Here is a 25323-nt window from a genome sequence, read left to right on the forward strand (position 1 = left end):
GTAAGTTGAAACATGTTCGGTTTCCTTATTTCCTAGCCGTCTGAGCCTGTGCTTCAGCCGCTTCCCGAAATGGCGCCGCCTCCTCCTTTCGCCGCGAAATCAAACCGCGTGCGACGACTTTCTTGCCCTTGACGGTCGTCTTAATCATCTTCGAGATGTTATCGGCTGCCCCTTTGAAGTCACCGCTATCGACAAGGTCGAAGGTTCCGGAGGCACCGCGCTCGCCAGCGTTGTAAGTGAGGCTGACCAAAGCATCGAACTGCGCTTGGTTTAGACGCTGGGTAGTGACGTTGATACGCACTATCCGCTCCGCGTGGGCTACCTTGCGTGAAAACTCGGCATCGACCTCAGCCTGACTGACAGACTTTCCCAATTCTTCTGGTGTACAGGGACCGCGGTGCGCCAAAATTCCGGCACCCCACGTGCAGTTCCCCTTTCCGGGCCCCATGTCGTCGTAGTAGTTGAAGACGTCAACCTCGCGCCGGCGCATCCGCTTTCGAGCGTCGCCGCTCATGCTCAAGTTGTCGTTTGCTCCGCCCTGACTTGCTGCCTGCCCCATGCCTGTGGCTCCTACAGAATTCGATAGACCCCCAATCTATCGGTATCGGTGTGCTCGTCTGTTGTGTCGGCACAAGTAACGCTTGCTGCTGTCAGCAAATAATTGCGGCTGTATATCAACAGGAGAGGCGCATGGCCATCGACGTATATCTACAAATTGACGGTATCAAGGGCGAGTCGCAAGACAGCAAGCACCAGGGCTGGATTGAGTGCTCAAGTGTGCACTGGGGTATCCTGCAGCCGAAGAGTGCGACTGCCTCGACTGGCGGTGGGCATACTGCCGAGCGTGCAGAGCTGAAAGAAGTATCGTTCACCAAGGTGGCCGACCTGGCCAGCCCAATCCTGATGCAGACATGCGCCATGGGCAAGACCCTCGCCCGGGCCAAGTTCGAGTTCATGCGGGCTGACGGCCAAGGCGAGCCGGTCAAGTATTTCGAAATCGAACTCGAGAACGTGCTTATTGGCGGAATCGCGCCGGGCATCGAGCCCGGCACCATCCTCGACGAACACGTCAGCCTGAAGTTCAGCAAGATAAAGTGGCGCTACACCCAGCAGAAGATTGGCGGCGGCGCCGGTGGCAGCACCGTGGGCGGCTGGGACTTGGCTACCAACAAAGTGGCGGCGTAAGCCGTCGTCAATCGCCGAGCCCCCGGCCGCGTTCTGGTGCTCAGAACTAGAGAAGCTCAGCTCATAAGCATGCCATGGTGCGGGTTCGGCGGTAAAAGCTGTGCTAGTGCCGCCGCTCCTATTCGGCTAGGTCAGTGCGGCTAATCGCGTTCTGATTCTGTTCTAAACTTCGCTCAGGCGGATGAGCCAGTCATCAGCCGTCCTTGGGGGCCTCGGGATTGAGTCCTGAGCGGTAACGTGCAGCTTTGCCAAAACTCACCCGGGCGCATCTCCTTGTGTATGCGCGTTTGCGATTCCAGCCTCAACTGCCTCGAGAAAGTCTGAAGTCGAGACACCCATCGCCGCGCACCATGCTCGTAGTTCGATTAGGTCTAACCGACGCTGTCCGCTCTCACATTTGCTAATGAACACTTGCGTGACGTTCAACTTCGACGCGAGCTCCATCTGAGTAAGGGGTACCTGCTCACGCATCTCGCGAAGGACTCTGAGCATGACGCCGTACTCTCGTGTGTAGATTGTCTTTTCCATTGTCGGCTGTTGCTTGCTGGGAGCAACAGCTTGCACGGAGCCGGTATATATTCCAAAATCGAATATTCCAAGATAGAATAGTGCAGATTACGTTGAGCCTTCCTGTGCTGCTACCTCCTGTGCTGCAGCCTTTGAGCTGCTAGCTAGGCGAGAAGTTAACTATCGAGCTGAGACGAGCGGCGCTTGCTAAAAGAGAAATAACAAAACCTGTTGTGCATCGGCTCCGTGAGTTACGCATTTGCCCTGCGAGTTAATGAACAGGCCGCCACATTTCCTCTATTAGAAGTGAGTTTAAAAATTGAAAGTTTCAACATTACGCCTGCACACGCCTGGGTTGAAGTCGAACATTGTCCAAGCCATCGAGGCGCTTGTTGCATATGCGGAGCAGCATAAAGACCGCCGTGTCCACGCCATGCAATTTCCTGAATTTTGCGGAATAGTTGGTTTTCCGATAACTACAACGCAAGCGGAGGTTGTAAAACTCATGTCTCAGGCACGTAAAGCAACAGCGTCGATACGAGTATTTGAAACCTCGCCGCCAAAAAAAAGAGAGATTTTAGCCGGCAGTTGGCCGGTGTTTAATTTCTTTTTTATAAGCCAAGGTCAGATATGGTTCGAAATCTGCGAATATATGTGGGAGGAACTCCCAACGGTCGCATGATTAGACCGCAAATAAAAGGTCACCCTCCACCCTCAGAAATGATTGCAAAACGCATTCGTCCAATGCACTCGCCGCCATGGCTCGGCCGTCCATTTACTCTGACCGAGGATTCGTTAATATGGGGGCGCTATGTCATAACGGACTCCACAATGGCAAAAACGAACAAAAGTAAGAGGCGCCATCTTGAGTCCGTTATCATACAGACCGAACCTGCGCTAATAGCTTCCACATTCGAACATTTACTTCATGTTTACTGTCCGAGCAGCTTCCCAGACTTCCTTCGTGAGATACAAGCCCTAGCGACGTATCACTACGCAAAAAAGCATTTGAAGGCGCTACTTCGCGTTGGTTGCGCGCCAGATGACTATTTCCGGGCAAGGGCTGCGACAGTCCATGCTTTTGACCAAGCTCTTGCGGCAGTATTCGAATCTTCCGTACCGTTACATGGGCTCAGTAACCTTACCTATGATTGGTATTGGCAGAAATTGCACGGTATGCATTTGACCACTTTTACTGATGACCAGCATACATATAACGTGACATTCACGTCGGACCTGGTGCTTGAGTCCATCCACCTCAAAAGTGATTGGAGCCGTATTTGGCCGCAGTCCACTTAACTTGGCCAGACACGGTCACGGCGCTAGCGACCGTGCTATAGAAGGAACTATATGAGCCCAAACGATGCCCCAGTAGGGAAGTTATCACGCGAGCGCGCCCGGAGGAAGAACAAATCTGGGCCGAGGACCCTTGGTACATTTCACGACGCTAAAGTACTCGCCATAGTTAGGTGCCCGACCTGCCACTGCGACCATTACGGGATATCTGCGGAAGATGCTGCCGCATCAGTTGCAGCAACGAACGCTCTTCTAGCGACGCTGAACGCGGCCGAAGCGATAGAACTTTATGGCGCACGTACGGTGTCTACGACACGGTTCACGCGCTGTTTTTTCTGCAGTACGCCGGCTAGTTCGATGGCGATATTGAGTAAAGACGAGCCCTACTCTGAGCCGTCGCCGTTGCCAATAATCGTAGAGCTTCTGGACGTGCGTAAACAAGGACGCCGACGGGTGTCAACGGCGATTGAAAACTGATACAGATTTCGTCATGCCAGCGATTTAAAACTGATACACCGCCGTCGCCGAACACCGTCCGTGTTCAGCCCAGTTCTGCAACGTCGTTCCCCCTCATCATTCCGGCCTGTCGCTGGTGTTTCAAGCGATAGCTTTCCCCTGCAATCGGCACGATATGCGCATGGTGCAGCAACCGGTCGAGCAGGGCCGCAGTCAGCGTCGTGTCCTGCGCGAAGGTCGTGTCCCATTGCCCGAACGGCAGGTTGCTGGTCACGACCAGGCTGCTGCGCTCGTACATGGCCGCGATCACCTGGAAGAACAAATTGGCCTGTTCCCGGTTCATCGGCAAGTAGCCGATCTCGTCGATGATCAGGAGCCGATATGCCTTGATCGCGCGGTGCATCACCGCCTTCAGATTGTTCTGCGTGTGCGCCGTCGTCAACGCCAGCAACAGGTCGGCTGCCGTCGTGAAGCGCGTCTTGATGCCGGCCTGCGTGGCCTTGTAACCGAGGGCCATTGCCAAGTGCGTCTTGCCCACGCCGCTGGGGCCGACCAGTACCACGTTTTCATGCCGTTCGACGAAGCCCAGGCCGGCCAACTCCTCGACCTGGCTGCGTTTGACGCCCTTGGCAAAGTCGTAGTTGAACTCATCCAGCGTCTTCACTGCCGGGAATCCGGCCAGCCGGGTCAGCGTGCTTTGCTTGCGCACATTGCGTCCAGCTACTTCCTCCCTCAGCAAGCCTTCCAGGAAGTCGCTGTAGGCCGTTCCCTGCTTGGCTGCCTTCTGGGTTGCGGCGCTGTAGCCCTGCGCCACGAACGGCAGGTTCAGGCTCTCGCACAGCGCCGCGATCCGCTCATGCTGCAGATTCATGCCACCACTCCTTCCGATACCCGCATCAGCAGCGCGTCGTAGACCTGCAGCGGATGCTGTACCGGAGAAGGTTGCGCGATCCGCTCCACCACTGCCGCCGGCCGTGGTGCCGCAGGCGCCGTTACTGCCGGTTGCGGCCGGGCTGCCGCAATGTCTGCCCGCCACGGTGCTGGCAGTGGCTGCAGGTGCTCCGACTCCCGCTTCAACGCCGCGGCTGGCGGCTCCCCGGTGGTGCCGTGGATGCGTGCATTGGCCACTTCTTGCAACCAGTGAGCCACTTCCACGTTGGCCGTTACGACATCAAGCTTCTGGCCGCTCTGCGCCAGCCGGCTCACCAGCGGCACGTAGAACGAACGGCGCAGATAACCGTTGAAGCGTTCGACCTTGCCCTTGGTCTTGGCACGGTACGGCTGGCACAGCTTGATCACAAAGCCGCTATGCCTGGCATAGTCCAGGAAGCCGGCATGGAAGCGGTGCTCGCCTTCGCCGTAAGCGTCGCGCTCCAGTACCACCGTCTTCATGTTGTCGTACAGGACCCGCCGCGTCACGCCACCGAAGGCAGCGAAAGCGCGCTCGTGGCAAGCGATCAGGGTTTCCACCTTCATGTTGCTGACGAACTCCACATAGCTGGCCCGGCTAAAGCCGAGCGTGGCGCAAAATGCATACAGCGGCGCGCTGCCCTTGCGGAACTCGACCCAGTCCACCTGCAGCTGCTCGCCCATCGCCGTCTCGAAACGCACCACCGGATCTACCGGCGGCGTCGGGCGCAGCGTGCGCATGAAGGCGCGCAGCTGGCTCATGCCGCCTTCGTAGCCGCGCGCTGCGATCTCACGGTACAGCACCGTGGCTGGAATCGTATCGGGCTGGGCGGCCTGCTGCCGATCCCTCAGATACCGCTCGAATTGCGCCAGCTTCGTCTGGCGCTTGACCTTGCGCTCGTACTTCGGCACGGCCTCCAGAGCCAGATGCCGGCGCACCGTGTTCACTGCGCAGCCGACTTCAGCGGCAATCTGCCGAAGGCTCAACCCATGCTTCTTCAGTAGCTTGACTTCCACGTACACCTCTTTGGGTTTCAAGGCCGCTCCGCAAAGCGGCCATCTTCTCAAATCGGTGTATCAGTTTTCAATCGCTGCCTGTATCAGTTTACAACCGCTGCTGACAACGGGCTTAGATTATGGATGACATACAGTTCATTGATTCCGAAGAGATAAATTATGGACAACAACGGAAAAGGATGGCGATATGAGCCATGACGCTCGCCCCCTTGTGTTTCTCGACATGGACGACGTCCTTTGCTTAGACGATGTGCATCACAGCGGCCAGATGTTGAAAATATTCGAGCAGACGGTTCCGGACTATCCAGAGATGTGGGAGCGCCTTGTTGACGCGGGAGCAGCAGAGAATTTGCGTCAGCTGCATGCTGAGTTCGAACCGGTATATGTTATTAGCTCGTCCTGGGCAACATATCTCGACCGAGAGCAGATGTGCGAAGCATTGACTCGGACGCAGCTGCAGTTCGTTGTGAAGAACCTGCATGCGGAGTGGAGAACGCCACGGGCGCTCTCGTCGAGTCGACGGGATGAAATCGAGTGGTGGCTCGAGGCACATCGTGAGCCGTCGCAACCGTTCATCATTATTGACGACAGCTGGAGTGGGACCCGCCTGGCGCACTCTCCCTTCGCATTGGACGGACACGTTGTCCTGTGCAGGAGCGGGTTCGGATTCACTAAGAAGCGGTTGAAGGAAGCGTGTAGGCAGCTGCAGCGCCAAGGAGCAGTAGGTGGTGATATTCCACTTGAGCGGTAAAAATACCCAAGGAAATGCTCCTGGCCGCTACCTTGATGCGGCCGTCTCTCGTCGAGCCATGACGACGCAGGAGCTCATCAGGCAGTGCCCGAGTCTGTATGAACACGGGTTTCTAAATACTGTTGGAATATCCTCCCGCGATACTCGCGCGCCAAGGCAAGGAGGTAACGCCTTCTCGCGGAGTGCACCCGCTTCAGCGATAGCTACCTTAGGCGCGGGCCGGCAAGTATCATGAAGTATCAAGGACTTTGATACTTTCTCAGCATGTGGGATGACGGGGTCTACTCGAAGCGTATGACGCGGCAGCAATGAGATACTCCGCCTCTTGCGTCACTAACGGCCAGTGTGCAAGAAGATGCTGTGTGCACCGCTCGACACCTTCGATGTCGACCTCGAAATCGTCTATATCCGTGACGCCAATCGACGCCAAATCAGTTGCCGATATTTCGGCGTAACATATTCTTAAGTACAAATTCCCAGCTATAAATTCAACCTCTGTCTCGCCGTTCAGAATTTGCTCGGCGACTACGCCCGCCATGCCGTATATCGCACGCCAGTTTGAAGGCAGTGTGGGGACATCCAGTCCTGCGCGGGCCCATACTTCATGCATTTGCTCCGCGCAAATGCGAGGCCGGAACTGCCCTAACCAGGCCACTTCATCAGGGTTCCCACTTGCGTTCTTCCAGACAACAGCGTCACCGGCGCCGCCGAAGAGCTCATAGATGATTTTGTGGCCGGCTTCATGGTAGGCCGCTTTTCGAAGGTCGTCGTCGGCTATTCGGTCTTGCGTAAGGTCAGGCATAGAGTTGGAGGTGTTAATGTCGGGCAGAAGTATAGTTCCGAACGACCGACATGACGCCACCGGTAAATGCGCTCTATTGCCTGCGCATTCTAGCCGATAAGAAAATCAGCCTTATCGCGACCTTCAAGCCAGCTGGGCGCCCTGCCTCGACCAGTCCAAGTCTTACCGGAGACTGGGTCCCTGTATTTAGCGGGAACCGCGCCGCGTGGCTTTGACTCTGCTTTGACTCGTCCCAGGTCAGCGGCGGTAATGCCATGGGTTTGCATCAGTTCCTGAATTTTTTTCTTGGCTTCACTGAGCTCTTGTTGACGAGCAGCTTCAGCTTGCTTTTCCAATTCCTGAATTTGCGCTTTTAATTCAGCATACGTAGGCATCTATTAGCCTCATCCACATAAAAAGAAGAACCGGAATTTGCCACATAAAACCATATTCCTGCCCGACTATTCACACGTTCGGTGTCTCCATCTAACTGCGGTCGTGAGATAAGGACGGAACCTTGATACGTCGAGCCCCCTCTGCGGTTTCCGCTCGCTTTTCCTTTCAAAAACTGTCATGGCTTCATTCCTTCCCCGACGGCCGTTTAACCTGAAGATGTGGCATGCTTGCTATCTTGAGGACATCATTGGAGCAGGCATGGCAAGATTAGGTTTTGATAGACGCACAGGGCTTGTCTATGAAGGCATGGATGGTCCAACTCATCCTGTGTGGCCGACTCCGGCTCTATCCCAAGCAACTCTGATTGAGGGGCCAGCCGACTTACAACGTATTCCAAGCGATTTCGACGGTTTAGGCTGGGCCTTCATCGACGGCAGTTTCGACCCCGGCAGTCGAGTGCGCCGAGGGCGATTATTCCAGAAGTTTGGCCCCGTCAGCTGGGAGCCAACTCAGGTTGAAGCCCACCCTGCAATCAACTCTGACTTATTGAAAGCAGCCAACAACGGCGGCCGCGTCAGCAAGGAGCTGAGTGTCTACTACGAGTGCACTGACCTTCTTCAGAGGCGTAATCGTGGTGAAGGTCTCCAGCTCGCGCTGGGCCGGAAAGACGGTCATTCATTGTGGCGCATCCTTCAAACGGAACGAATCGCTTCGGGCGATGTGTTGGTTACGCTTCGAGCAGAGTCCGTGTTTGGTGTAATCTCAGAACTCGATTCTACCCAGATTGCTACCAACAGCTTGCCAGGGGTACAGGCGGCCTTGAACCGTGTCGTCAACTCAGCCTACCGAGAACTGCCGCAGTCAGTGGTTGACCACTGCCGAAATGCCGCGGTCATGCTTATCTCACGATGGATGCAGAAAGTGACTAGTTCTGCCAACCCCATTGAGCAAGACCTCGGTCAATGGATAAACGCAGTAAGACGGCAATTTGGCGAAGGTGAGCGGGTGGCGTTACGAAGCGCTCTTGAGACAATCAACCGGCTACACCCTCGAGGAAAAGACAATGAATCGTTCAAGCATTCATTGCGCCAGATTGACGAGCTTGATGCTGAGTATGCGCTTCATGCCTTGGGCTTCGTGATTCGAGAGGTAAACTGGGGACGATGACCTTGCCGTGGGGTCCGTTGTTGCGAGACGCTTGTTGCCCTGAAAGAAACTTGGGTTGGCCTGCGTCAGGTTGTGCCTGTGTTTGCGTTCGCATCGTCAGAGGAGCACGGTAGAGCTGACCCAGGCCCTCCATCCTGCTAAAATGTCGCGCTGTTTCATACAAAAGGTAGAGGATTTGCGGCTCGTGCCTATACACTACACTCCCGATTCCGCACAACAACATGACGTCTGCCCTTGACTCCTTACGGTTGCTCTCACGGGCTTATACCCGACCAATGTTCGCACAGCTTGCGCGCACGGGCGATACACGTGAGGTCAGCGAGCTTCTTAGTAAGCACGGTCTGGTAGAACAAGATGTTGAAACTCTCCGCCTGGACGAGTTGTTCGAGCGTGGCTGGGACCGGTTAGCCACGAGCTATCGGAACGAGTATGTCTACAAAAACGAACTCGCCACACGACTGGTCTTCAAGCGGCATAGCCCACGTACTGCCGGCTTCCAGGTCGAATTACGGGTCGGCGGCTCAATCGCCGATGTAGTAGTCGCAAATGGCACTACCACCGCGTACGAAATTAAAACTGAGTTTGATACCTCGAGACGCTTGACGTCACAGAGTGCCGACTATCTCAAAGCCTTTGATAAGGTGTACGTCGTCACTCACCCTGCACATGTGTCGCGCTATGAGCGTGAGCTCGACTCACGCGTCGGCCTCATTGTCCTATCGAATCAGCACTCGCTAACCCCCTACCGGGAAGCTGCTTCCAACAAAGACAACGTCGACCACTACACCATTTTTCGTTGCATGCGGCGTGAAGAGTACCTAACCGCTATCGAAACGGCCGTCGGGCCAGTGCCACCAATGCCAAACGGATTGATAGCTGCGCACTGCGAAGAACTGTTTCGTCAGCTTACGACTGAACAAGTGCATAAGTGTTTTGTAAAAGCATTAAAGATTCGTACAACCAACAAAACTGATGTAGACTTTATTACAAAGCTACCTCCGTCTTTACGTGCTTTAGGATACGCTACACCTCTTTCAGGGAGCCAGCGTGCTACGGTTTTAGGACTTCTAGCTAAGCCAGTACAGTTATCCTAGAGACGCATGCGCCCTCGGTGGTAGTTGCCCACTACCTTGGAGGCCGCTATGTATTTCCCTTACGTTTTTGGTCGCGCATCTGAACTCCTCGCGCTGCGTAGCACTAGTCAAAGCTGCTTGTCCTCTGGCCTCGTCGTGCCAATCGTAGAACCGGTAGTTGCGAAACCTGCCGCACTCATCAAGGCAATGACGGAAATCGGACAGCGCGGGCAAAGAGCCGTTATCGTTACCAACCCGTACCAAGGTGAACTCAAAGGCGGAGCCTCTGCAGGATGGCTCACTGTCGTGGACGCAACGTTCGGAGCCTCCCCTACACTCATCCCTGGCTTCATGTGCCGCCCGGGCGTGCCCTACGCAGAAGTTCAGGCATTCTTGACAAAATATGCGAACCGAGATGTCGCCATTCTCTACCTGAACTCTGGCTTGTCCGACGCTGCCGTTAATTCTCTGGCTCAAGTACCAAACGCCGCGTTTCACATTGTCCTGCAAGGGAAAGCGCCGAACTCTCATCTTGCGCTACTGCCTCACGCCAAAACGGTACACGTCACCGACAACTTCAACAAGCAACCCCGCAATGCTGACTACCATGGTCAAGAGCACTTTACCGACCATCATCGCTTGTACAGTCAGTTCGGCACCGGATTCGGCGACTACACTGTGACCGGGGCCGAATTCCAACCGGGCGGAGGCCCGCCAGGTGCCGTTGCTGTTCACCTTACCTACAAGTGCTCCAACGACGGCAATCTTTGGATGCAACACTTCGTCTCTGATGACGTGGACATTGGCGTCGGCACAACCGAAGGCAAATTCCTCCAGGCGGTTTCAAAGTTCGCTGGCCAGTACCACAGCCGCGTCGCCGAGTTCGGCTCTAACGGGGCAATCAACGACTACCTGCAAAATCATAATAATTCGCACTTCCCGGGCCTCGGAAAGAACAAAGAGCGGCAGATTCACCATCACATCGAGCGCGTAAACTACTTCTTATTGACTGGAAACTGATTTCGTTCGATGTGTCTATAGGGGGTGGGAGCACGCGCGCGTAGACGCACTAAGGACTGCATGCATAGGGATGTGGGAGACAGCATGGACGCGTTCCAACCATCTTGAGCGCATGGCGGTAGCAGGTGACACAACGGAAAGGGACCACCCTACGTACAAGCTTTCCTCTTGCGAAGTCGTTGACTAGACGGTTGATGTGTTGCGTACGACTGACAACTTTCGGGCTTTTTCGTTCTCATTCAGGGAAACGGTGCCGAGTGTCCCCAGGTGCTTGTAGTTGTTCGTGTTCTTCAGCTTCGGCGTCTTCTGGCAGATGACGTCGAACTCGTCCTTCAGCGCCATCCACGCCTGGTCGACGGCCTGCGGCGGGGTGTCCCACGATCCTTTGTCGCGTCCCTTGAATCCACGCGTCTTCGGCGACATCCCGTGCGGCACCGAGCGCTCGATGGCGCTGCGCAGCGAGCCCAGGTTGTCGGGCAGGTCGTTCGCGCTCAAGGTCGTCTTGGCGGCCATCATGCCGCAGCCGATATCGACGCCGACGGCGGCCGGGATCACGGCGCCCAGCGTCGGGATCACGCTGCCGATCGTCGAGCCCTTGCCCAGGTGGACGTCGGGCATCGCCGCCATGTGCTTGTAGATGAACGGCATGCGCGCCGTGTTGGCCAGCTGTTGTTTGGCACCTTCCTCGACCGGGACGCCGCGCGTCCACATCTTGACCGGACGGCCGCCGTCCACGTTCAGGACATCGTAGTGTTCGGATTTCATCGTTGCTCTCTCCATGTGTGTCTCGTTTGCTCTACCCCTTCCATTGCAAACGGCGTGCCACCTCCTCGTCGCGTCCTGAAGATGGCGCCAAGACGCTGATTATCCAGAACATTTATTGTTGGCCCGTCGCTGCGGTAGGCCGGACCTTCATGATAAATTTATCCTAATTTATAAAAATTTATATTCATGAAAAAGAAGAACACCGTGGTCATCGGCTTCATCGGCACCCAGCTCGACAACGGCAAGGGCAGCGCGCGCTGGGAGAAATGGCGGCCGACCGTCGCGTTGACCCAGCATGAGGATGTGGTCATCGACCGCCTGGAACTGCTGTACAACGGCGAGCCGACTCCGCTGCTCGACCAGGTCGTGCAGGACATCGGCACCGTATCGCCGGAAACCAGCATCGTGCCGCGCCGGGTGGATATCGACGATCCCTGGGATTTCGAGCAGGTCTACGGCGCCCTGTTCGACTTCGCGCGCGCCTATCCATTCGAGCCCGACCGGGAGGAATACTGGGTTCACATCACGACCGGCACGCACGTGGTCCAGATCTGCATGTTCCTGATGACCGAAGCGCGCTATTTCCCGGGTTGCCTGCTGCAGACGTCGCCACCGCGCCGGCATGCGCCCGGTGCGCCCGGCACGCTGGCGCTGATCGACCTCGACCTGTCGAAATATGACCAGATCGCCCGGCGCTTCTCGCGGGAACAGCAGGATGCCGTGGCGTTCCTGAAATCTGGCATCGCCACCCGCAACGTGCGCTTCAACACGATGATCGACGAGATCGAGCGCGTGGCGATCAAGTCGCGCGCACCGATCCTGTTGATGGGGCCCACCGGCGCCGGCAAATCATTCCTCGCGCGCCGCCTGTACGAGCTCAAGAAGACGCGCCGCCGAGCGGCTGGACGCTTCGTCGAGATCAATTGCGCGACGCTGCATGGCGACGGCGCGGGTTCGACGCTGTTCGGCCACGTCAAGGGCGCTTTCACGGGCGCGATGTCGGAGCGCAGCGGTCTGCTGCGCACGGCCGACAAGGGTGTGCTGTTCCTGGACGAGATCGGCGAACTGGGTCTCGATGAACAGGCCATGCTGCTCAAGGCGATCGAGGAGAAGCGTTTTCTGCCGGTCGGCGGCGACCACGAGGTGCACAGCGACTTCCAGCTGATCGCCGGCACCAATCGAGACCTGGGCCGCGAGGTCGCCCATGGCCGCTTCCGTGAAGACCTGTTTGCCAGGATTAATCTGTGGACGTATGAATTGCCGGGCCTCGTCGAGCGCGGCGAAGACATCGAACCGAACATCGAGTACCTGTTGCGCGAATTCGGCGCCGAACATGGGCAGATGGTCCGCTTCAACAAGGAGGCCCGCGACCGCTACATGCGGTTTGCGATGTCGCAGGAAGCGCGCTGGACGGGGAACTTCCGCGACCTCTCCGCGTCGATCACCCGCATGGCAACGCTGGCCGAGTCCGGCCGGATCAATGACGCCATCGTCGAGGACGAAATCAAGCGCTTGCGGCAGCTCTGGCGGCCCTTCCGCGACGTCGCCCAGGCAGCGACCGATCTCGACGCGCTGCTGGGCACGGACGCGGCGGCGCAGCTCGACCAGTTCGACGCACTGCAACTGCAGGCCGTGGTGGGGATCTGCCGCCAGTCGCAGTCGCTGTCGGACGCGGGCCGCAAGCTGTTCGCCGTCTCGCGCACGGCCAAGCGCCAGCCGAACGATGCTGACCGTCTCAAGAAGTATCTGGCGCGCTTCGGCCTGTCCTGGGACGACGTGCATGCTTGAGGGCAGCATGGCGCGGCGATTTCGCGGCCTGTACCGCCAATGCTGCGTTCTGTCGCAATCGACAGGTTGCCTACGAGGTGTTTGCCTATAGTGATTCCATCAGACCACTATTTGGAGACCCCGAACATGAACAACCTGATCAAGAGCGCCTTCCTCGCCACGACCCTGGCCCTGAGCGCGCATGCCCTGGCCGACGACCTCGTCCGCGAAAACCGCACCGTGGATGCGAACGTATCGAAGGTACGCCTGGGCGGCGTGATCCGCCTGAACCTGCACCAGGGACCGACGCCGTCGCTCGTGGTGTCCGGCGACCGCCGTTATGTGACGAAGGTAACGACCACGCAGCGCGGCGACACGCTCGTGATCGACATGGAAAACAACACCCGTTTCGAAGGCAACAGCAAGAACGAGTTGCGCGCCGATCTTACCGTGCCGAACCTGCGTGAATTCGTGTCGCAGGGCGTTGGATCGAGCGAGGTCTCCGGCTTCAGCGGCGACAAGCTGAAGCTCGCGCTGGACGGCGCCGGCGCCGTGCGCTTCACGGGACAATATCGCGACGTCGACGCGCGCCTGGGCGGCGTCGGCGGTCTCACGCTGAATCCCGGCCAGGCCGACCGCATCGAACTGCACCTGGGCGGCGCCGGCCATATCACCGTGGCCGGCCAGACCAAGGTCTTGCGCGCGCAACTGGGCGGCGTCGGCGGTCTCGACGCTCAACAATTACGCGCAGAAACCGTCGACCTGGATATGACCGGCCTCGGTGGCGCCAGCGTGTACGCGAAAACGGCGGCCAACGTCAATCTGAGCGGCATGGGCTCGGCCACCGTCTACGGCAAGCCGGCCACGCGCAACGCGACGACGAATGGCTTCGGCAAGGTGAGCTGGCAATAAGTCAGCGGATGACCGTGTCGTTCTTGACGGCCTTCACGCCGTTCACGCCACGCGCGATTTCCACGGCTTTCTGGGCGGATTCGCGCGAATCGACAAAGCCGCTCAGTTGCACCGTGCCCTTGAAGGTTTCCACCTGCACCTGGGTCGCCTTGACCGTCGGATCGGCGGCGAAGGCCGCTTTCACCTTGCCGGTGATCACGGAATCGTCGATGTATTCGCCCGTGCCTTCGCGGGTCGGCGTCGGCGCGCAGGCTGCGAGCGACACCAGCAGCGAGGTTGCGAGAACTGACTGGGCAATGGCGGACTGAAAACGAGTGAGCTTCATGGCGATTCTCCCGAGTTATCAAGAATTTTATTATTCCGAATTTCGGTGGAGCCTGTCGCCCGCTACTGTTGTGAAAACGGCACTGTCACGTTCAGGGGGCGTCGGCCCGGCCAGCCTGCGCCATCAGCGGACCCGTCGGCGGTCTTGCGACGATGCGCTGCAGCGGCAAATCGTGGCCGATGACGAGGCGCACGTCGGCGTGCCCTGGGAGGCCGAGCTCGACCGGCTCGCCCGTGCCGACATGCCGGGCCAGGCGTTCCGCCGCCATCCGGAACGCCGGCTGGTACTCGACGCGCGTCTGGCGCACGTCGAATCGTTTTTCATTCGTCAGGCGCACCACTTTCAGTCCCGGATCGCTCAGATGGCGCGATACGAGCCGCGCGAGGCCCTGGCGGCCGTTGCCGTTACTGATCTCGAGCCTGGCGACCGCTTCCGGCGCGAGCGGCTGGGCGGCCACGCCGGCGGCGGGCGCGCTGTGCAGCGCGGCGGCTTTTGCCGGTGTGCGGCGTAATTCGAGGATGCCGTCGTCCCTGCGGATCACTTCGACGGACGCCCATGCGTCGTCGTCGGAGCGCCGGTCGGTCCGGACCGCCTGCTCGATGGCCGGCAGGCGCGTGCCGCCGTTCGCCGTCGCATAATCGGCGCGGAAGTCGTGTTCGCGCAAGGCTTCGGCCTGGCGCAGCATCTGCTCGCCGCGCTCTTCCTGGCCTACCTTGAGCAGCGTCTCGCCCAGGTATTGCCAGGCGCGGTGGTTGAGCGGATCGAGCAGGCAGGCTTTTTCGAGCGCGACCTGGGCCGCGTCGAGGTCGCCGCTGAGCAGGTACGCATAGCCCAGGTTGGAAAACAGGAAAGCGGATGCGGGACCGGATGCCATGGTGACGTCACGGGTCAGATCGCGCCAGATCGGGATCGCGCGCGCGAAATCGCGCTGCTCGGCGTAGGCGATCGCCAGAGCGTTGCGCGCATTGACGTGCCTGGCGTCGACGCGCAGTGCGGCCTGGTAGGCGGCAATTGCGTCGCCGTAGCGGCGCGCGAGGTACAGGTTGCGGCCGTGCAGATAACTGTCGTCCGCCGCCGGGGATGCCGGCGGGCCGGCGTACGGCTGCGGCGGCGGACTGCTGCAGGCCAGCAGCAGCACGCCGCTGCACAACAATGGCAGGTTGTAGAGGCGGGTACGCGCGCGCATGACAATCTCCGTTCGTTCAGTTGGAATGACCGAGGGCGCTGCCGAAGAGCTTGGTAATCTGGATGCCGGCAGGCCCCAGCAGTACCAGCAACAGGGTCGGGAAGATGCAGAAGATGAGGGGAAACAACAGTTTCAACCCGATCTTGGCGGCCGCCTCTTCCGCCACGATGCGGCGCTTGCCGCGCAGCGTTTCCGAATACACGCGCAAGGCGTCGCCGATGCTGGTGCCGAAGCGCTCGGACTGGATCAGCATGGCGACGAGCGAGTCGACGTCGTCCAGCCCCACGCGCAGCGCGAAATTGCGCAACGCTTTTTCCTTGCTGAAGCCGGCGCGCATCTCCATCAGCACCAGTTGCAGTTCCTGGCCCAGCGTGACGCTCTTGATGTGGATCTCGGCGGCGACCTTGACAAACGCGCGCTCGAGGCTCAGGCCCGCCTCCACGCACACGGTGAGCAGGTCGAGCGCGTCGGGAATGTTCTCGAAGATGTCGCGCTTGCGGCGCTTGACGACGCGGTCGAGGATCGTGTTCGGCAGGTAGTAGCCGCACGTCGCCGCGAGCAGCAGCAGGAACAGAACGCCGAGCTCGGCAATGGTGGCGGGCACGAAAGCCAGTACGATGCCGACCAGCGCGGGCAGGCCCAGCGCGAGGGCCGTCTTCGATGCGAAGTACAGCGTCGGCGCCGCCGGGTTGCGCCAGCCGGCGTTCATGAAGCGCGTGCGCAGCGCCGACTTTTCCCAGCCCTCCTCCGGCACCGACAGTTTGGTGAGCGGCTTGGCGGCGCGCGCCACGCGTTCGATCCAGCCGCTGCGTTCCGTCTGGTCCTCGTTCGCACGGCCCATGAAGCTCGCCAGCCGGGCACGCAGTGCGGCGGGCGCGAACAGCACCGCCGCAAGCCACGCGAGGCAGCAGACGACCAAGAAGACGATCAACAGGAACAGCAACTGCGCGCGAGTCATCGATGTCTCCTCAGATGTGGATGCGGATCACCTTCTTCAGCCAGATCACGCCGATGATGATCATGACCAGCGCCGTCCAAAGCATGTTCACGCCCAGCGGATCGGTCCACAGCACCTTGACGTACGTGGGATTCACCAGTACCAGCATGCCCCCCACGGCAAACGGCAGCAGCCCGAGGATCCAGGCCGACATGCGCCCTTCGGCCGACAGGACGCGGACCTGCGCCGCCAGCCGCAGCCGGCCACGGATGATGTGGCCGATGTTGCTGAGGATCTCGGCCAGGTTCCCGCCGGTCTCGCGCTGGATCAGGATGGCGATGACGAGGTAACGCAGGTCGGTCAGTGGGATGCGCGCCGCCATGTTGTGCAACGCTTCGCCCAGCGGCACGCCGTAGTTGATTTCCTCGCGCGCGATGCGGAACTCGCCGCTGAGCGGTTCCGGCAATTCGTTGCCGACGATTTGCAGCACGTTTGAAAACGAGTGCCCCGCACGCAGCGCGCGCGCGATGAAGTCGGCGGCGTCGGGCAGTTGCTCCTCGATGCGCACGAGGCGGCGCATGCGCGCGCGCCGCACCAGCAGCAGCGGCACGTGGACGCACAGCAGGACGATCGCGAGGCGCACCGGCAGCGGCAGCGGCAGCGGCCACTGCATCACGAGGTAGGTGGCCGCCAGCATCGTCGCGACGGAGCACAGCAGGAAGCGCTCGACCGACCACGCGATGCCGGACTGCACCAGGAGCCTGTCGAGGCGGTGCGCGAAGCGGAAGCGCTGCAGCAGGCGGTCGACGAGATCGTGCCGGCCGAAGCGGCGCGACTTCAGGATCGAGATGCGTTCGGCGCTGCGGCCCTGGTTCCCCGACATCAGCTGCAGCCGGCGTGCGATCCGCTGGGCGCTGGCGCCATGCGTGCTCACCCACCATAGATAGACGCCTTCGATGCCGAGGATGACGGCGGCGAACAGGAAGACGATGAATCCGTAGAAGAGGATGTCCATGCGTGACTTTCGCGGCGATGCGGTTCAGGTGAACACGCGGTCGGGATCGAAGGTGTCATCGGGCACCGCGGCGCCGAACATGCGCAGCCGGTCGGCGAAGCGCGGCCGCACGCCGGTGGCGCAGAAATGCCCCTGCACCTTGCCGTCGGCGTCGATGCCCGTCTGCTCGAAGCGGAAGATTTCCTGCATCGAGATGATGTCGCCTTCCATGCCGGTGATTTCCTGCATGCTGACGACCTTGCGCGTGCCGTCGGCCAGGCGCGAGGCCTGCAGGATCACCGTGATGGCGGAAGCGATCTGCTGGCGGATGGCGCGCGGCGTCAGGCTCACGCCGGCCATGCCGACCATGTTTTCCAGCCGCGCCAGGGCGTCGCGCGGCGTGTTCGCGTGGATGGTCGCGAGCGAGCCTTCGTGGCCCGTGTTCATGGCCTGCAGCATGTCCAGCGCTTCCGGTCCGCGCACCTCGCCCAGGATGATGCGGTCCGGGCGCATGCGCAACGAGTTGCGCACGAGCGCGCGCTGCGTCACTTCGCCCTTCCCTTCGATGTTGGGGGGGCGCGTCTCGAGGCGCACGACGTGCGGCTGGCGCAGCTGGAGTTCGGCCGCATCCTCGATCGTCACGATGCGCTCGTTGCCCGGAATGAAGCCGGAGATCAGGTTCAGCATCGTCGTCTTGCCGCTGCCGGTGCCGCCCGAGATCAGGATGTTCACCTTGGCGAGGCCGAGGCTCTCGAGGACCTTGATCATCGGCGGCGTGACGCTTTTATAGTCGAGCAGGTTCTGTACCGTGAGCGGCGTCGCGCCGAAACGCCGGATCGACACCAGCGGCCCGTCGACCGCGAGCGGCGGGATGATCGCGTTGACGCGCGAACCGTCCGGCAGGCGCGCATCGACCATCGGACTCGATTCGTCCACGCGCCGGCCGACGCGCGAGACGATCTTCTCGATGATCTTCATGAGGTGCGCGTTGTCGTGGAACGACACGTCGGTCAGTTCCAGGCGGCCGCGCCGTTCGACGTACACCTTGTCGTAGGTGTTGACGAGGATGTCCGAGATGGTCGGATCGTTCAGCAGCGGTTCGAGCGGGCCGAAGCCGAGCATCTCATGCTGGATATCGAGCACGAGGTGGTGGCGCTCCTGCTGGTTCAGCACGATGCGCTCTTCCTCGATGATGCGCTGGACCAGCAGCGCCAGCTCGTGCTTGAACTGCTCGCTCGTCAGGCGCTTCAGGCGCTCCAGGTCGATCCGGTCGAGGATCATCTGGTGCATCGTTTTCTTCAGTTCCGCATAGGCTTGTTGCGCCGCAGCCGCTACGGGCTGATGCTGGCGCTCCTCGTCCGTCACGGACAGGCGTTCGCGCAGGGACATGGACGGCTCCTCGAAAAGATCAATCGTCTTCGCCGCGCCCGAACAGGCGGTCGAACAGACCCTTCGCCTCGGGAATGCGGCGTGCGGTCACCACTTCGACCAGGTCGGCCAGGCTGCGCGCGGCGGCGCTGCCGCGCGACAGCTGCAGCACCGGAATGCCCTGGTTGACGGAGTCGGTGACGGCGATGTAATCGTTGGGGACGGTGTGCAGTACTTCTGCGCCCAGCGCCGCGTGCAGGTCCGCCAGGCGCAGCTTGCCGCCCTTTTCGTAGCGGTTGACGATCAGGCGGATGTGGTCCGTCAGATAGCCGAGCGAGCGGAAGATGTCGAGCAGGCGCCGGGCGTCGCGGATGTCCGGCAGGGCCAGCTGCAGCACCGGGTAGATGGCGTCGGTGCTGTCGAGAGCGCGCAGCGACACCGCGTCGATCTGGCGCCCGACGTCGAGCAGGATGTAGTCGTAATGCTGGCGTGCGACGCGCAGGATCGTGTCGATGTGTTCGGGTTTCGCCTCGGTCGTCTGGCCCGGGTCGTCGGCGGCCGCCAGCACGCCGAAACCGGGCGCCACGTGGACGAGGCACGATTCCAGGAACGGCCCGTCGATGCGCGCGATCTGCTGGCACACGTCGGACAGCGTCATGGCCGGTCTCTGGTCCGACACGTACAGCGTGGCGTCGCCGAACTGGCGATGCAGGTCGATCAGCAGCACCTTCTTGTCCGCCAGCGTGGCCAGCGCGTAGCCGAAATTGGTGGAGATGAAGGTGGCGCCGCTGCCGCCCTTGCAGGCGATGAAGGCGAGTATCTTCCCGTCGCGCGTCGCGGCCACGCCGGCGCTGGCTGCAATACGGTCGATCGCCTCATGCAGCGCGCGGTGCACCAGCGGCAGTTGCAGCACTTCGCGCACGCCGGCGCGCATGGCGCGGATCAGGAGGTCGGGGTGATGATTGTCGGTCAGCAGCATGAAATGCGCTGCCGAGTAGTGGCGGGTCAGGCGTTCCAGCAGGTCGCCGTCGGCGGCATCCGCATCGCTGATATCGACGATGATCAGGCTCGGACCATCAGGCAGCGGACGATCGAGCGCATCGCGCAGGCTGGCGCGGCTGGCGGCGACATGCAGCGGCGGTACGCGTGCGGCACCCTGGGAGGCGATCTCCGCGTAAAGCTGGGTGTCGCGGCTGATCAGAAAGGCTTTCATCGTGGTCCTTGGGACGGCGTTCGGTCAAAATCATGTCATTGAAAAAGCGCGGACGACTCACTTGCTACCCACCCCGCCGACGACCAGTGCCTTGATCGGTTTCTCCGGTTCCTTGAACGAATTCTCGTAGCGCTCCTGGGCGATGACGGCGGCCTTGCCTTCCATGCCCGTGGCTGGATCCGTATTGGCCGCCGCGGCAGGATCGAGCATCTGCGCCGCCACGTTGGCCCGCACGGCCGTGCCGAAGTGTTCGTTGAAGCGCGGGGTTGTGTCGCACCCGTACAGCAGCATGCCCGACAGCGCCGCACATGCGATTCGCTTGCATCCGATGGCCATCGCTCTCTCCTATTTCAGTTCGAAGCCGCCCGCGCTTTGCGCAGGCGGTGCGGCCGGCGCCGGGGTCGACACGGCCGCCGTTGGCGTCGCCGGCGCCGGCCCTTCCAGGAAGCCGCCGAGCATCACGCCGGCGCGCGACGGCTCGCCCACCTTGTCGGTCGGGAGCGAGTAGCCGTTGCCGGACAGGGGCTTGACGAGGTGGGCGGTGATCACGAACACCAGCTCGGTGCGGTCCTGTTGATAATCCGCGCTGCGGAACAGGGCGCCCAGCACGGGCAGCTCGCCCAGCACCGGCAGTCCTTTCAGGTTGGCGACCAGGTTGCTCTTGATCAGGCCACCGATCGCGAAGCTCTGGCCGTCGTACAGCTGGACCGTGGTGGTGGCGCGGCGCGTCGTCACGACCGGCAGGATCGCAGTGCCGTTGAACCCCGTCGCCGACAGGCCGATACCTTCGCGCGACAGCTCAGACACCTCGGGCGCGACGCGCAGGTTGATGCGTCCGCCGCCCAGTACCGTCGGGGTAAAACGCAGGCCGACGCCGAATTCCTTCTCTTCCAGGGTTACCCGGTTGTTGTCCTGCGCGACCGGGATATAGAATTTACCGCCCACGAGGAACGTGCCTTCCTGGCCGCTGATCGCCATCACGTTCGGCTCGGCCAGCACGCGCACCAGGCCATCCTGCTTCTCGGCCGCGGCGGAGAAGTTTCGGTCGGCACTCTTGCCTACCGTGAGCGCTCCATGGGCCGTGCCAGTGATGAAATTCGACAGCAGCATGGCGCCCCAACTGCCGGAACTGAAGGTCCATCTGGCGCCGCCTTCCAGGCGGTCGAGCAGGCTCTTCGACACTTCGGCGATCTTGACTTCCAGTTGCACCTGCTGGGGCGCGCGCACGCCCAGCATATTGACCACCCGCGCGGTGGCCGCCGCCGCGCCGCCCTGGTTCTGGCTGTCGCGCTGGTTCTGACTCGCGGCGTCTTCCTTGTCGGGCACCGTCAGCCCGCGCAGCGGGCGCCGCACGTAGGCGGTGGCCAGTTCGACGGCACGCGCGGCAGCAACGGCATCGCTCACGGTGCCGGTCAACACGAGCGCATCGGATGCGGCCAGCACCTTGATGTCGTGCTCGTCCGGCATGGCGGTGGCCAGCATCGCCTGCAGGGCCGACGGGTCCATGGCCACGGTGATGTCGAGTACGCTGCACAGGCCGCTCTTGCCCTGGATGATCATGTTGGTCGTACCCACGTCGACGCCGGCGATGTACAGCGTGTCGGGCGCCACCATCAGCGCCTGCACGACGAGCGGATTGCCGACACTGCGGTGCTGGACCGGTTCGGGCAGGCGCATCAGGCTGGACTTGCCGATCTGCAGGGCCAGCTGGGCCGGTTTCGCGGCCTCACCCTTGCAATTGGGCCCGGCCTCGGCACGCAGCGGCGCGGCGCCGGTCGGGTTGTCTGCGGACTGGGCTTTCGATTTGGCGGCCGCCCCTGCGGGTCCGGCGACCGCCAGCGCCAGGCCGGCGACGAACAGGCAGCGAAACAGCGGTGATGGCGTCAAGCATCCGTTCATGGCTTTACCCTGGATGAAGTTCAGAAGCACTCCTGCGACATGCGCAGGCCGTTGAGCACGGTGACGCAATCACGCCGCACCGGCGCCGCCACCTTGACCAACGCCGGCGCGGGACGAGCCGTGGGTGCCGGCTTGGGCGCGGGCTTGCGCGGCGCCGGCGGCGGCGCCTCGGGCAGCAGCGTGAGCTTGGTCGCGCCTTCGGTACTGGCCGACTGCGGATCGACCTGGTTGCGCAGCGCCAGCGACAGCGTGCCCACGCTGCGCGCCAGGTCGAGCTTTTCGGCCTGCTCCGGCGTCACTTCCAGCGTGACCGCGTTGACGACCTTCGGCTTGGTCTCGTCGCGGTTGACTTCCTGGGCGACCGCCAGCACGAGGATCCGCTCCAGCACGATCTTCGAGATGTTCTGCTGGCGGGCATCGGTCCCGGGCGGCATGTCCTTCTGGGTGCTGACGATGATGTCGACGTAGTTGCCCGGCAGCGCGAAGCCCGCCACGCCGATCACGTCGTTCACGCGCACCGTGATCGCACGCTTGCCTTCCGTGATCAGTGCCGACAAGCCGCCGAGCGTGCCGGCCGGCGCCAGCTTGGTCTCGCTGACCGGCTCGCCCATCAGCAGGTTCGTCTTGAGAACGCGGCCGCCGAGTTTCTGCGGATCCGTGAAAGCACCTTTTGGCACGCTGTTGGCGGGCCAGTCGGCCAGCTTGAACATCTCGGGCGTCAGGCGCTGGCCGAGACTGATGTCGGCGGCGGCCACGACGATGCGACCGCTGCTGCTGCCCGGCTGCTTCAGCAGCCAGCGCGATGCGAACACGACGGCCGCGAATCCGAACAGGATCGCGACGGTCATGACGAGGATGGCACGCTTGTTCTTCATTTTTGAATCTCCGTCGCGCAAGCGATGAACATGCTGCGCCAGGCTTGCTCGACCGCCGCAACCGTGAGACGCGCTTCGGTCCCGGCGAAACCGGCGAAATCGGCGACCCGGTCGAGCAGTTCGCCCGGGTAGCAGGCCAGCAGCGCGCGCCCGGATTGCGGGTGCAGCCGCTCGATCAGGTGGTCGACCGCGGTGTCCTCGACATCGATGCGGCGCAGCCGGCACTGGCGGCACAACAGGGCGCGGTAGGCATTTGCCGACCAGGCGCCGATGTCGGCCTTGTAGCCGATACGGCGCAGCGCGGCGTCATCGAAAACGCTGGTCGGGGCCAGGTTGGTTGCGAACACCACGGCGGCATCGAACGGCACCAGTTCCGCCTGGCCGCCCTGCAGCGACAATTGATCAGTCCCGGCATCCAGCGGACCGATGAAGCGGTTCAGCAGCTCGGCCGCGGCGATGCGCTGGCGGCCCATGTCGTCGAGTACCAGCATCCCGTTGTTCGCCTGCAGGTGCGGCGGCGCGTGGTACACGCCCTGCTCCGCGTCATAGCGCAGGTCGAGCATGTCGCGCCCCAGTTCGGCGCCGACGTGGACGAGCGGACGCTGGCACACGGTCCAGCGCGCATCGCAACTGCGCCGTTCTTCCTGCTGGCGCGCGACCGGCGGCGGCGCCACGTGGACGGCGGGATCGTACAGGCGGATCACCTGGCGCCCGGCCATCAGTGCATACGGCACCGCGATAGGGCCCGGCAGCAGGCGCCCGAGCTTGCGCGCCAGCGTCGTCTTGCCGCCGCCGGACGGTCCGTACAACAGCAGCGAACGGCGCGCGTACAGCGCCGCGCCCAGCACGTCGCGCGCGGCCTGCGACAGGCCCTCGTCGCCCAGCGCACCCGCCAGTTGCGCGGGTGTGATGCGCTCCACGTCCGCATGGCGCAACGCCTGGCGTTCGACCACGGCGCGATACGATGCGAGCGTGACAGGAGCCGGGCCGACATAGCCGCAGCGCGCCATCGCGTCGGCGGCGCCGCGCTGGCCATACGCGGTCAGCTGGTATTGCATGTCGATGTCCGACTCGCCGCACCAGGCCACTTCCACCTGCTGTTCCGCGATCAGTGGATTGAGGACCTCGCGCAGCACGCTGATCGACAGCCGCAGCTTGCCGGCCAGATGGGTCAACGGGGTCTTGCCGCCGGCCTGGATTGCCTTGAGCACCAGGTCCGTCACGAAGCGCGGTTCGAGTCCGGTATCGCGCACGGTCTTTGCCTGGCGCGGCAGGACTGGCGCGATCTCCGGACCGCCCGCAGGCGCGAGCTGCGCGGCACGAAATCCCGCCGCGGTATTGTCTGTCGATAGCGTTTCAAACATCGGAACCCCCTTGCCTTGCTTGTTTTCCGAAACAGGTCAGAATGATTCTAGCGACCGGTCTTTTGGCCACCCTTGAGCTTTACCAAGAGCGGGCTCATCCATATTGAGTGACCAGAACGACGATCGTGCCGGCCGCGATGGCCAGCCCGTAGGGCATCGAACCGGCAGTTTGCGGGAGCGTCATGTCGGCTAATTTCGTGCCCGGTACGATGAGTCCGGACAGCAGGTGGCCGATGTTGACGAGGGCCAGTCGCAGGCGACTGCGCAGCAGTATCAGCAAGAGCGCCATCACCCCCCCGGCACACCATGTAAAAACGGCGATCTGGAATGCTTCGGCCGGACCGGTGAAGAAGCCGATCACGGCCATCATCTTGACGTCGCCCGCCGCCATTCCTCGCACCAGGTAGAACGGCAGGAAGATGACCAGGCCCAGCAGCATGCCGCCGACGGCGGACAGCAGGGCCGCGCCCGGTTCGGGGGACAGCAGGTGGAGGAACAGCGCACCGGTCATGCCGGCGAACAGAAGACGGTTCGGGATACGCCGCGTGGCCAGGTCGTTGACGGCGGCAATACTGACCATGAGCAGCAGCAGCGCATCGCGGTATTGGTCGATTTGCATGACGGCTCCCAAAAAAAAGCCCCCCGGGCTCGGGAACCCGGAGGGCTACCACGGCATGACGATTACGGGGTAACCAGCTTGCCTGCGACGTAGGTGAATACCCCTTCCACTTTCTCACCGACGGTTGTTGCCGCAGCAGCCATCGCCACGCCGATCAGGGCGGCGATCAAGCCATACTCGATGGCCGTTACACCGTTCTCGTCAGCAGCGAAGGTTTTGACTGCGGAGATGAAGTTGCTCATGACAAACTCCCATATGGTGGGTTAATAAGAACTGCTACTGGTCGGCGACGCTGGTCAAGTCACCACTTCCAGCTGACTTGCCACGTTCCGTGCCAGTGAGTTCACTATAAGTTTTGATGCCATACGGCAACTTGACCATCAACAACTTTGCTTCACGGAACTATTTTTTGTGCGATGGAATCAAAATCCCTCTAGTCTGGGGGAGCACGTTGCAGTTTGGTTTTGAGAAAATTCACTCAGGCTAAAAAAATTGCATTTGCATAATTGCTTAGAATGCAAAAACGCTATATCCTGTTTCG

Annotated in this window: 25 protein-coding genes and 1 pseudogene; 8 read left to right on the top strand and 18 right to left on the bottom strand. The window is 61.2% G+C overall.

Annotated features, from left to right (window positions below; translation table 11 throughout):
* Positions 1–25 precede the first annotated feature (25 nt).
* Positions 26–514 (bottom strand): glycoside hydrolase family protein, encoded by a 489-nt coding sequence (locus tag ACL58G_RS03510; RefSeq protein ID WP_440965192.1) that lies wholly within the window; start codon positions 512–514, stop codon positions 26–28.
* Positions 515–690: 176 nt separating this feature from the next.
* Here ACL58G_RS03510 and ACL58G_RS03515 point away from each other — a divergent pair, with 176 nt between their 5' ends.
* Positions 691–1185: an Hcp family type VI secretion system effector gene (locus ACL58G_RS03515; protein WP_440965194.1), complete on the top strand. Its 495-nt coding sequence runs from the start codon at positions 691–693 to the stop codon at positions 1183–1185.
* 255 nt (positions 1186–1440) lie between these two features.
* Here the strand turns inward: ACL58G_RS03515 and ACL58G_RS03520 are convergent, their stop codons facing one another.
* Positions 1441–1713: a helix-turn-helix domain-containing protein gene (locus ACL58G_RS03520; protein ID WP_440965196.1), complete on the bottom strand. Its 273-nt coding sequence runs from the start codon at positions 1711–1713 to the stop codon at positions 1441–1443.
* 298 nt (positions 1714–2011) lie between these two features.
* Here ACL58G_RS03520 and ACL58G_RS03525 point away from each other — a divergent pair, with 298 nt between their 5' ends.
* Positions 2012–2374 (top strand): hypothetical protein, encoded by a 363-nt coding sequence (locus ACL58G_RS03525; RefSeq protein ID WP_440965198.1) that lies wholly within the window; start codon positions 2012–2014, stop codon positions 2372–2374.
* A 1155-nt stretch (positions 2375–3529) separates the two neighbouring features.
* On the opposite strand, the gene istB is transcribed toward ACL58G_RS03525, so the two are convergent.
* Entirely contained in the window at positions 3530–4315 is a 786-nt protein-coding gene (gene istB, locus ACL58G_RS03530) for an IS21-like element helper ATPase IstB (protein ID WP_413382469.1), read from the bottom strand.
* The gene (gene istA / locus ACL58G_RS03535) at positions 4312–5391 is read right to left on the bottom strand and encodes an IS21 family transposase (protein ID WP_440962794.1); all 1080 of its coding nucleotides are present in this window, start codon (positions 5389–5391) and stop codon (positions 4312–4314) included. The genes istB and istA overlap by 4 nt, the downstream gene beginning before the upstream one ends.
* 166 nt (positions 5392–5557) lie before the next feature.
* Between istA and ACL58G_RS03540 the strand changes: the two genes are divergently transcribed.
* On the top strand, positions 5558–6121 hold the full coding sequence (locus ACL58G_RS03540) for an HAD domain-containing protein (protein ID WP_440965200.1): 564 nt from the start codon (positions 5558–5560) through the stop codon (positions 6119–6121).
* A gap of 891 nt (positions 6122–7012) precedes the next feature.
* On the opposite strand, the gene ACL58G_RS03545 is transcribed toward ACL58G_RS03540, so the two are convergent.
* The gene (locus tag ACL58G_RS03545) at positions 7013–7297 is read right to left on the bottom strand and encodes an H-NS histone family protein (protein ID WP_440965201.1); all 285 of its coding nucleotides are present in this window, start codon (positions 7295–7297) and stop codon (positions 7013–7015) included.
* Between the two features lie 178 nt (positions 7298–7475).
* Here ACL58G_RS03545 and ACL58G_RS03550 point away from each other — a divergent pair, with 178 nt between their 5' ends.
* From ACL58G_RS03550 to ACL58G_RS03560, 3 genes are all read left to right on the top strand, one after another.
* Positions 7476–8465, top strand: coding sequence for a hypothetical protein (locus tag ACL58G_RS03550; protein ID WP_440965203.1), 990 nt, complete (start codon positions 7476–7478; stop codon positions 8463–8465).
* Between the two features lie 275 nt (positions 8466–8740).
* Positions 8741–9559, top strand: a complete 819-nt coding sequence (locus tag ACL58G_RS03555) for a sce7726 family protein (RefSeq protein WP_440965205.1) — start codon at positions 8741–8743, stop codon at positions 9557–9559.
* A 48-nt stretch (positions 9560–9607) separates the two neighbouring features.
* On the top strand, positions 9608–10558 hold the full coding sequence (locus tag ACL58G_RS03560) for a sce7725 family protein (RefSeq protein WP_440965207.1): 951 nt from the start codon (positions 9608–9610) through the stop codon (positions 10556–10558).
* A 249-nt stretch (positions 10559–10807) separates the two neighbouring features.
* On the opposite strand, the pseudogene ACL58G_RS03565 reads toward ACL58G_RS03560, so the two are convergent.
* A pseudogene (locus ACL58G_RS03565) lies at positions 10808–11323 on the bottom strand (RtcB family protein); the annotation flags it as partial.
* Positions 11324–11509: 186 nt separating this feature from the next.
* Here ACL58G_RS03565 and rtcR point away from each other — a divergent pair.
* A complete protein-coding gene (gene rtcR / locus ACL58G_RS03570) occupies positions 11510–13111 on the top strand; it encodes an RNA repair transcriptional activator RtcR (RefSeq protein WP_440965209.1) in 1602 nt (533 codons plus the stop codon).
* Between the two features lie 126 nt (positions 13112–13237).
* Positions 13238–14002, top strand: coding sequence for a GIN domain-containing protein (locus tag ACL58G_RS03575; protein WP_440965211.1), 765 nt, complete (start codon positions 13238–13240; stop codon positions 14000–14002).
* A 1-nt stretch (position 14003) separates the two neighbouring features.
* Here the strand turns inward: ACL58G_RS03575 and ACL58G_RS03580 are convergent, their stop codons facing one another.
* The 12 genes from ACL58G_RS03580 to ACL58G_RS03635 all read right to left on the bottom strand — a co-directional run bounded on the left by ACL58G_RS03580 (position 14004) and on the right by ACL58G_RS03635 (position 25024).
* Positions 14004–14327 carry a BON domain-containing protein gene (locus tag ACL58G_RS03580; protein ID WP_413336863.1) on the bottom strand — a complete coding sequence of 108 codons (324 nt, stop codon included), beginning with the start codon at positions 14325–14327 and terminating at the stop codon, positions 14004–14006.
* Between the two features lie 91 nt (positions 14328–14418).
* Positions 14419–15513: a LytR C-terminal domain-containing protein gene (locus ACL58G_RS03585; protein ID WP_440965212.1), complete on the bottom strand. Its 1095-nt coding sequence runs from the start codon at positions 15511–15513 to the stop codon at positions 14419–14421.
* Between the two features lie 16 nt (positions 15514–15529).
* Positions 15530–16471, bottom strand: a complete 942-nt coding sequence (locus ACL58G_RS03590; protein WP_440965214.1) for a type II secretion system F family protein — start codon at positions 16469–16471, stop codon at positions 15530–15532.
* 10 nt (positions 16472–16481) lie between these two features.
* Positions 16482–17465, bottom strand: a complete 984-nt coding sequence (locus ACL58G_RS03595; RefSeq protein ID WP_440965216.1) for a type II secretion system F family protein — start codon at positions 17463–17465, stop codon at positions 16482–16484.
* 24 nt (positions 17466–17489) lie between these two features.
* On the bottom strand, positions 17490–18833 hold the full coding sequence (locus ACL58G_RS03600; protein ID WP_440965217.1) for a CpaF family protein: 1344 nt from the start codon (positions 18831–18833) through the stop codon (positions 17490–17492).
* Between the two features lie 19 nt (positions 18834–18852).
* Positions 18853–20025, bottom strand: a complete 1173-nt coding sequence (locus ACL58G_RS03605) for an AAA family ATPase (RefSeq protein ID WP_413336858.1) — start codon at positions 20023–20025, stop codon at positions 18853–18855.
* A gap of 57 nt (positions 20026–20082) precedes the next feature.
* The gene (locus ACL58G_RS03610; protein WP_413380550.1) at positions 20083–20361 is read right to left on the bottom strand and encodes a hypothetical protein; all 279 of its coding nucleotides are present in this window, start codon (positions 20359–20361) and stop codon (positions 20083–20085) included.
* A gap of 9 nt (positions 20362–20370) precedes the next feature.
* A complete protein-coding gene (locus tag ACL58G_RS03615) occupies positions 20371–21924 on the bottom strand; it encodes a type II and III secretion system protein family protein (protein WP_440965219.1) in 1554 nt (517 codons plus the stop codon).
* 20 nt (positions 21925–21944) lie between these two features.
* Entirely contained in the window at positions 21945–22799 is an 855-nt protein-coding gene (gene cpaB, locus ACL58G_RS03620) for a Flp pilus assembly protein CpaB (protein WP_440965221.1), read from the bottom strand.
* Positions 22796–24163, bottom strand: coding sequence for an ATP-binding protein (locus tag ACL58G_RS03625; protein WP_440965223.1), 1368 nt, complete (start codon positions 24161–24163; stop codon positions 22796–22798). Before ACL58G_RS03625 ends, cpaB begins: the two co-directional genes overlap by 4 nt.
* Positions 24164–24257: 94 nt before the next feature.
* The gene (locus ACL58G_RS03630; RefSeq protein WP_413380558.1) at positions 24258–24782 is read right to left on the bottom strand and encodes an A24 family peptidase; all 525 of its coding nucleotides are present in this window, start codon (positions 24780–24782) and stop codon (positions 24258–24260) included.
* A 62-nt stretch (positions 24783–24844) separates the two neighbouring features.
* Complete coding sequence (locus ACL58G_RS03635) at positions 24845–25024, bottom strand: Flp family type IVb pilin (RefSeq protein ID WP_056134270.1); 180 nt, start codon at positions 25022–25024, stop codon at positions 24845–24847.
* Between the last annotated feature and the right edge of the window lie 299 nt (positions 25025–25323).

Source organism: Massilia sp. GER05 (assembly GCF_052056005.1).
In the GTDB taxonomy this organism is placed as follows: domain Bacteria; phylum Pseudomonadota; class Gammaproteobacteria; order Burkholderiales; family Burkholderiaceae_D; genus Telluria; species Telluria orientalis.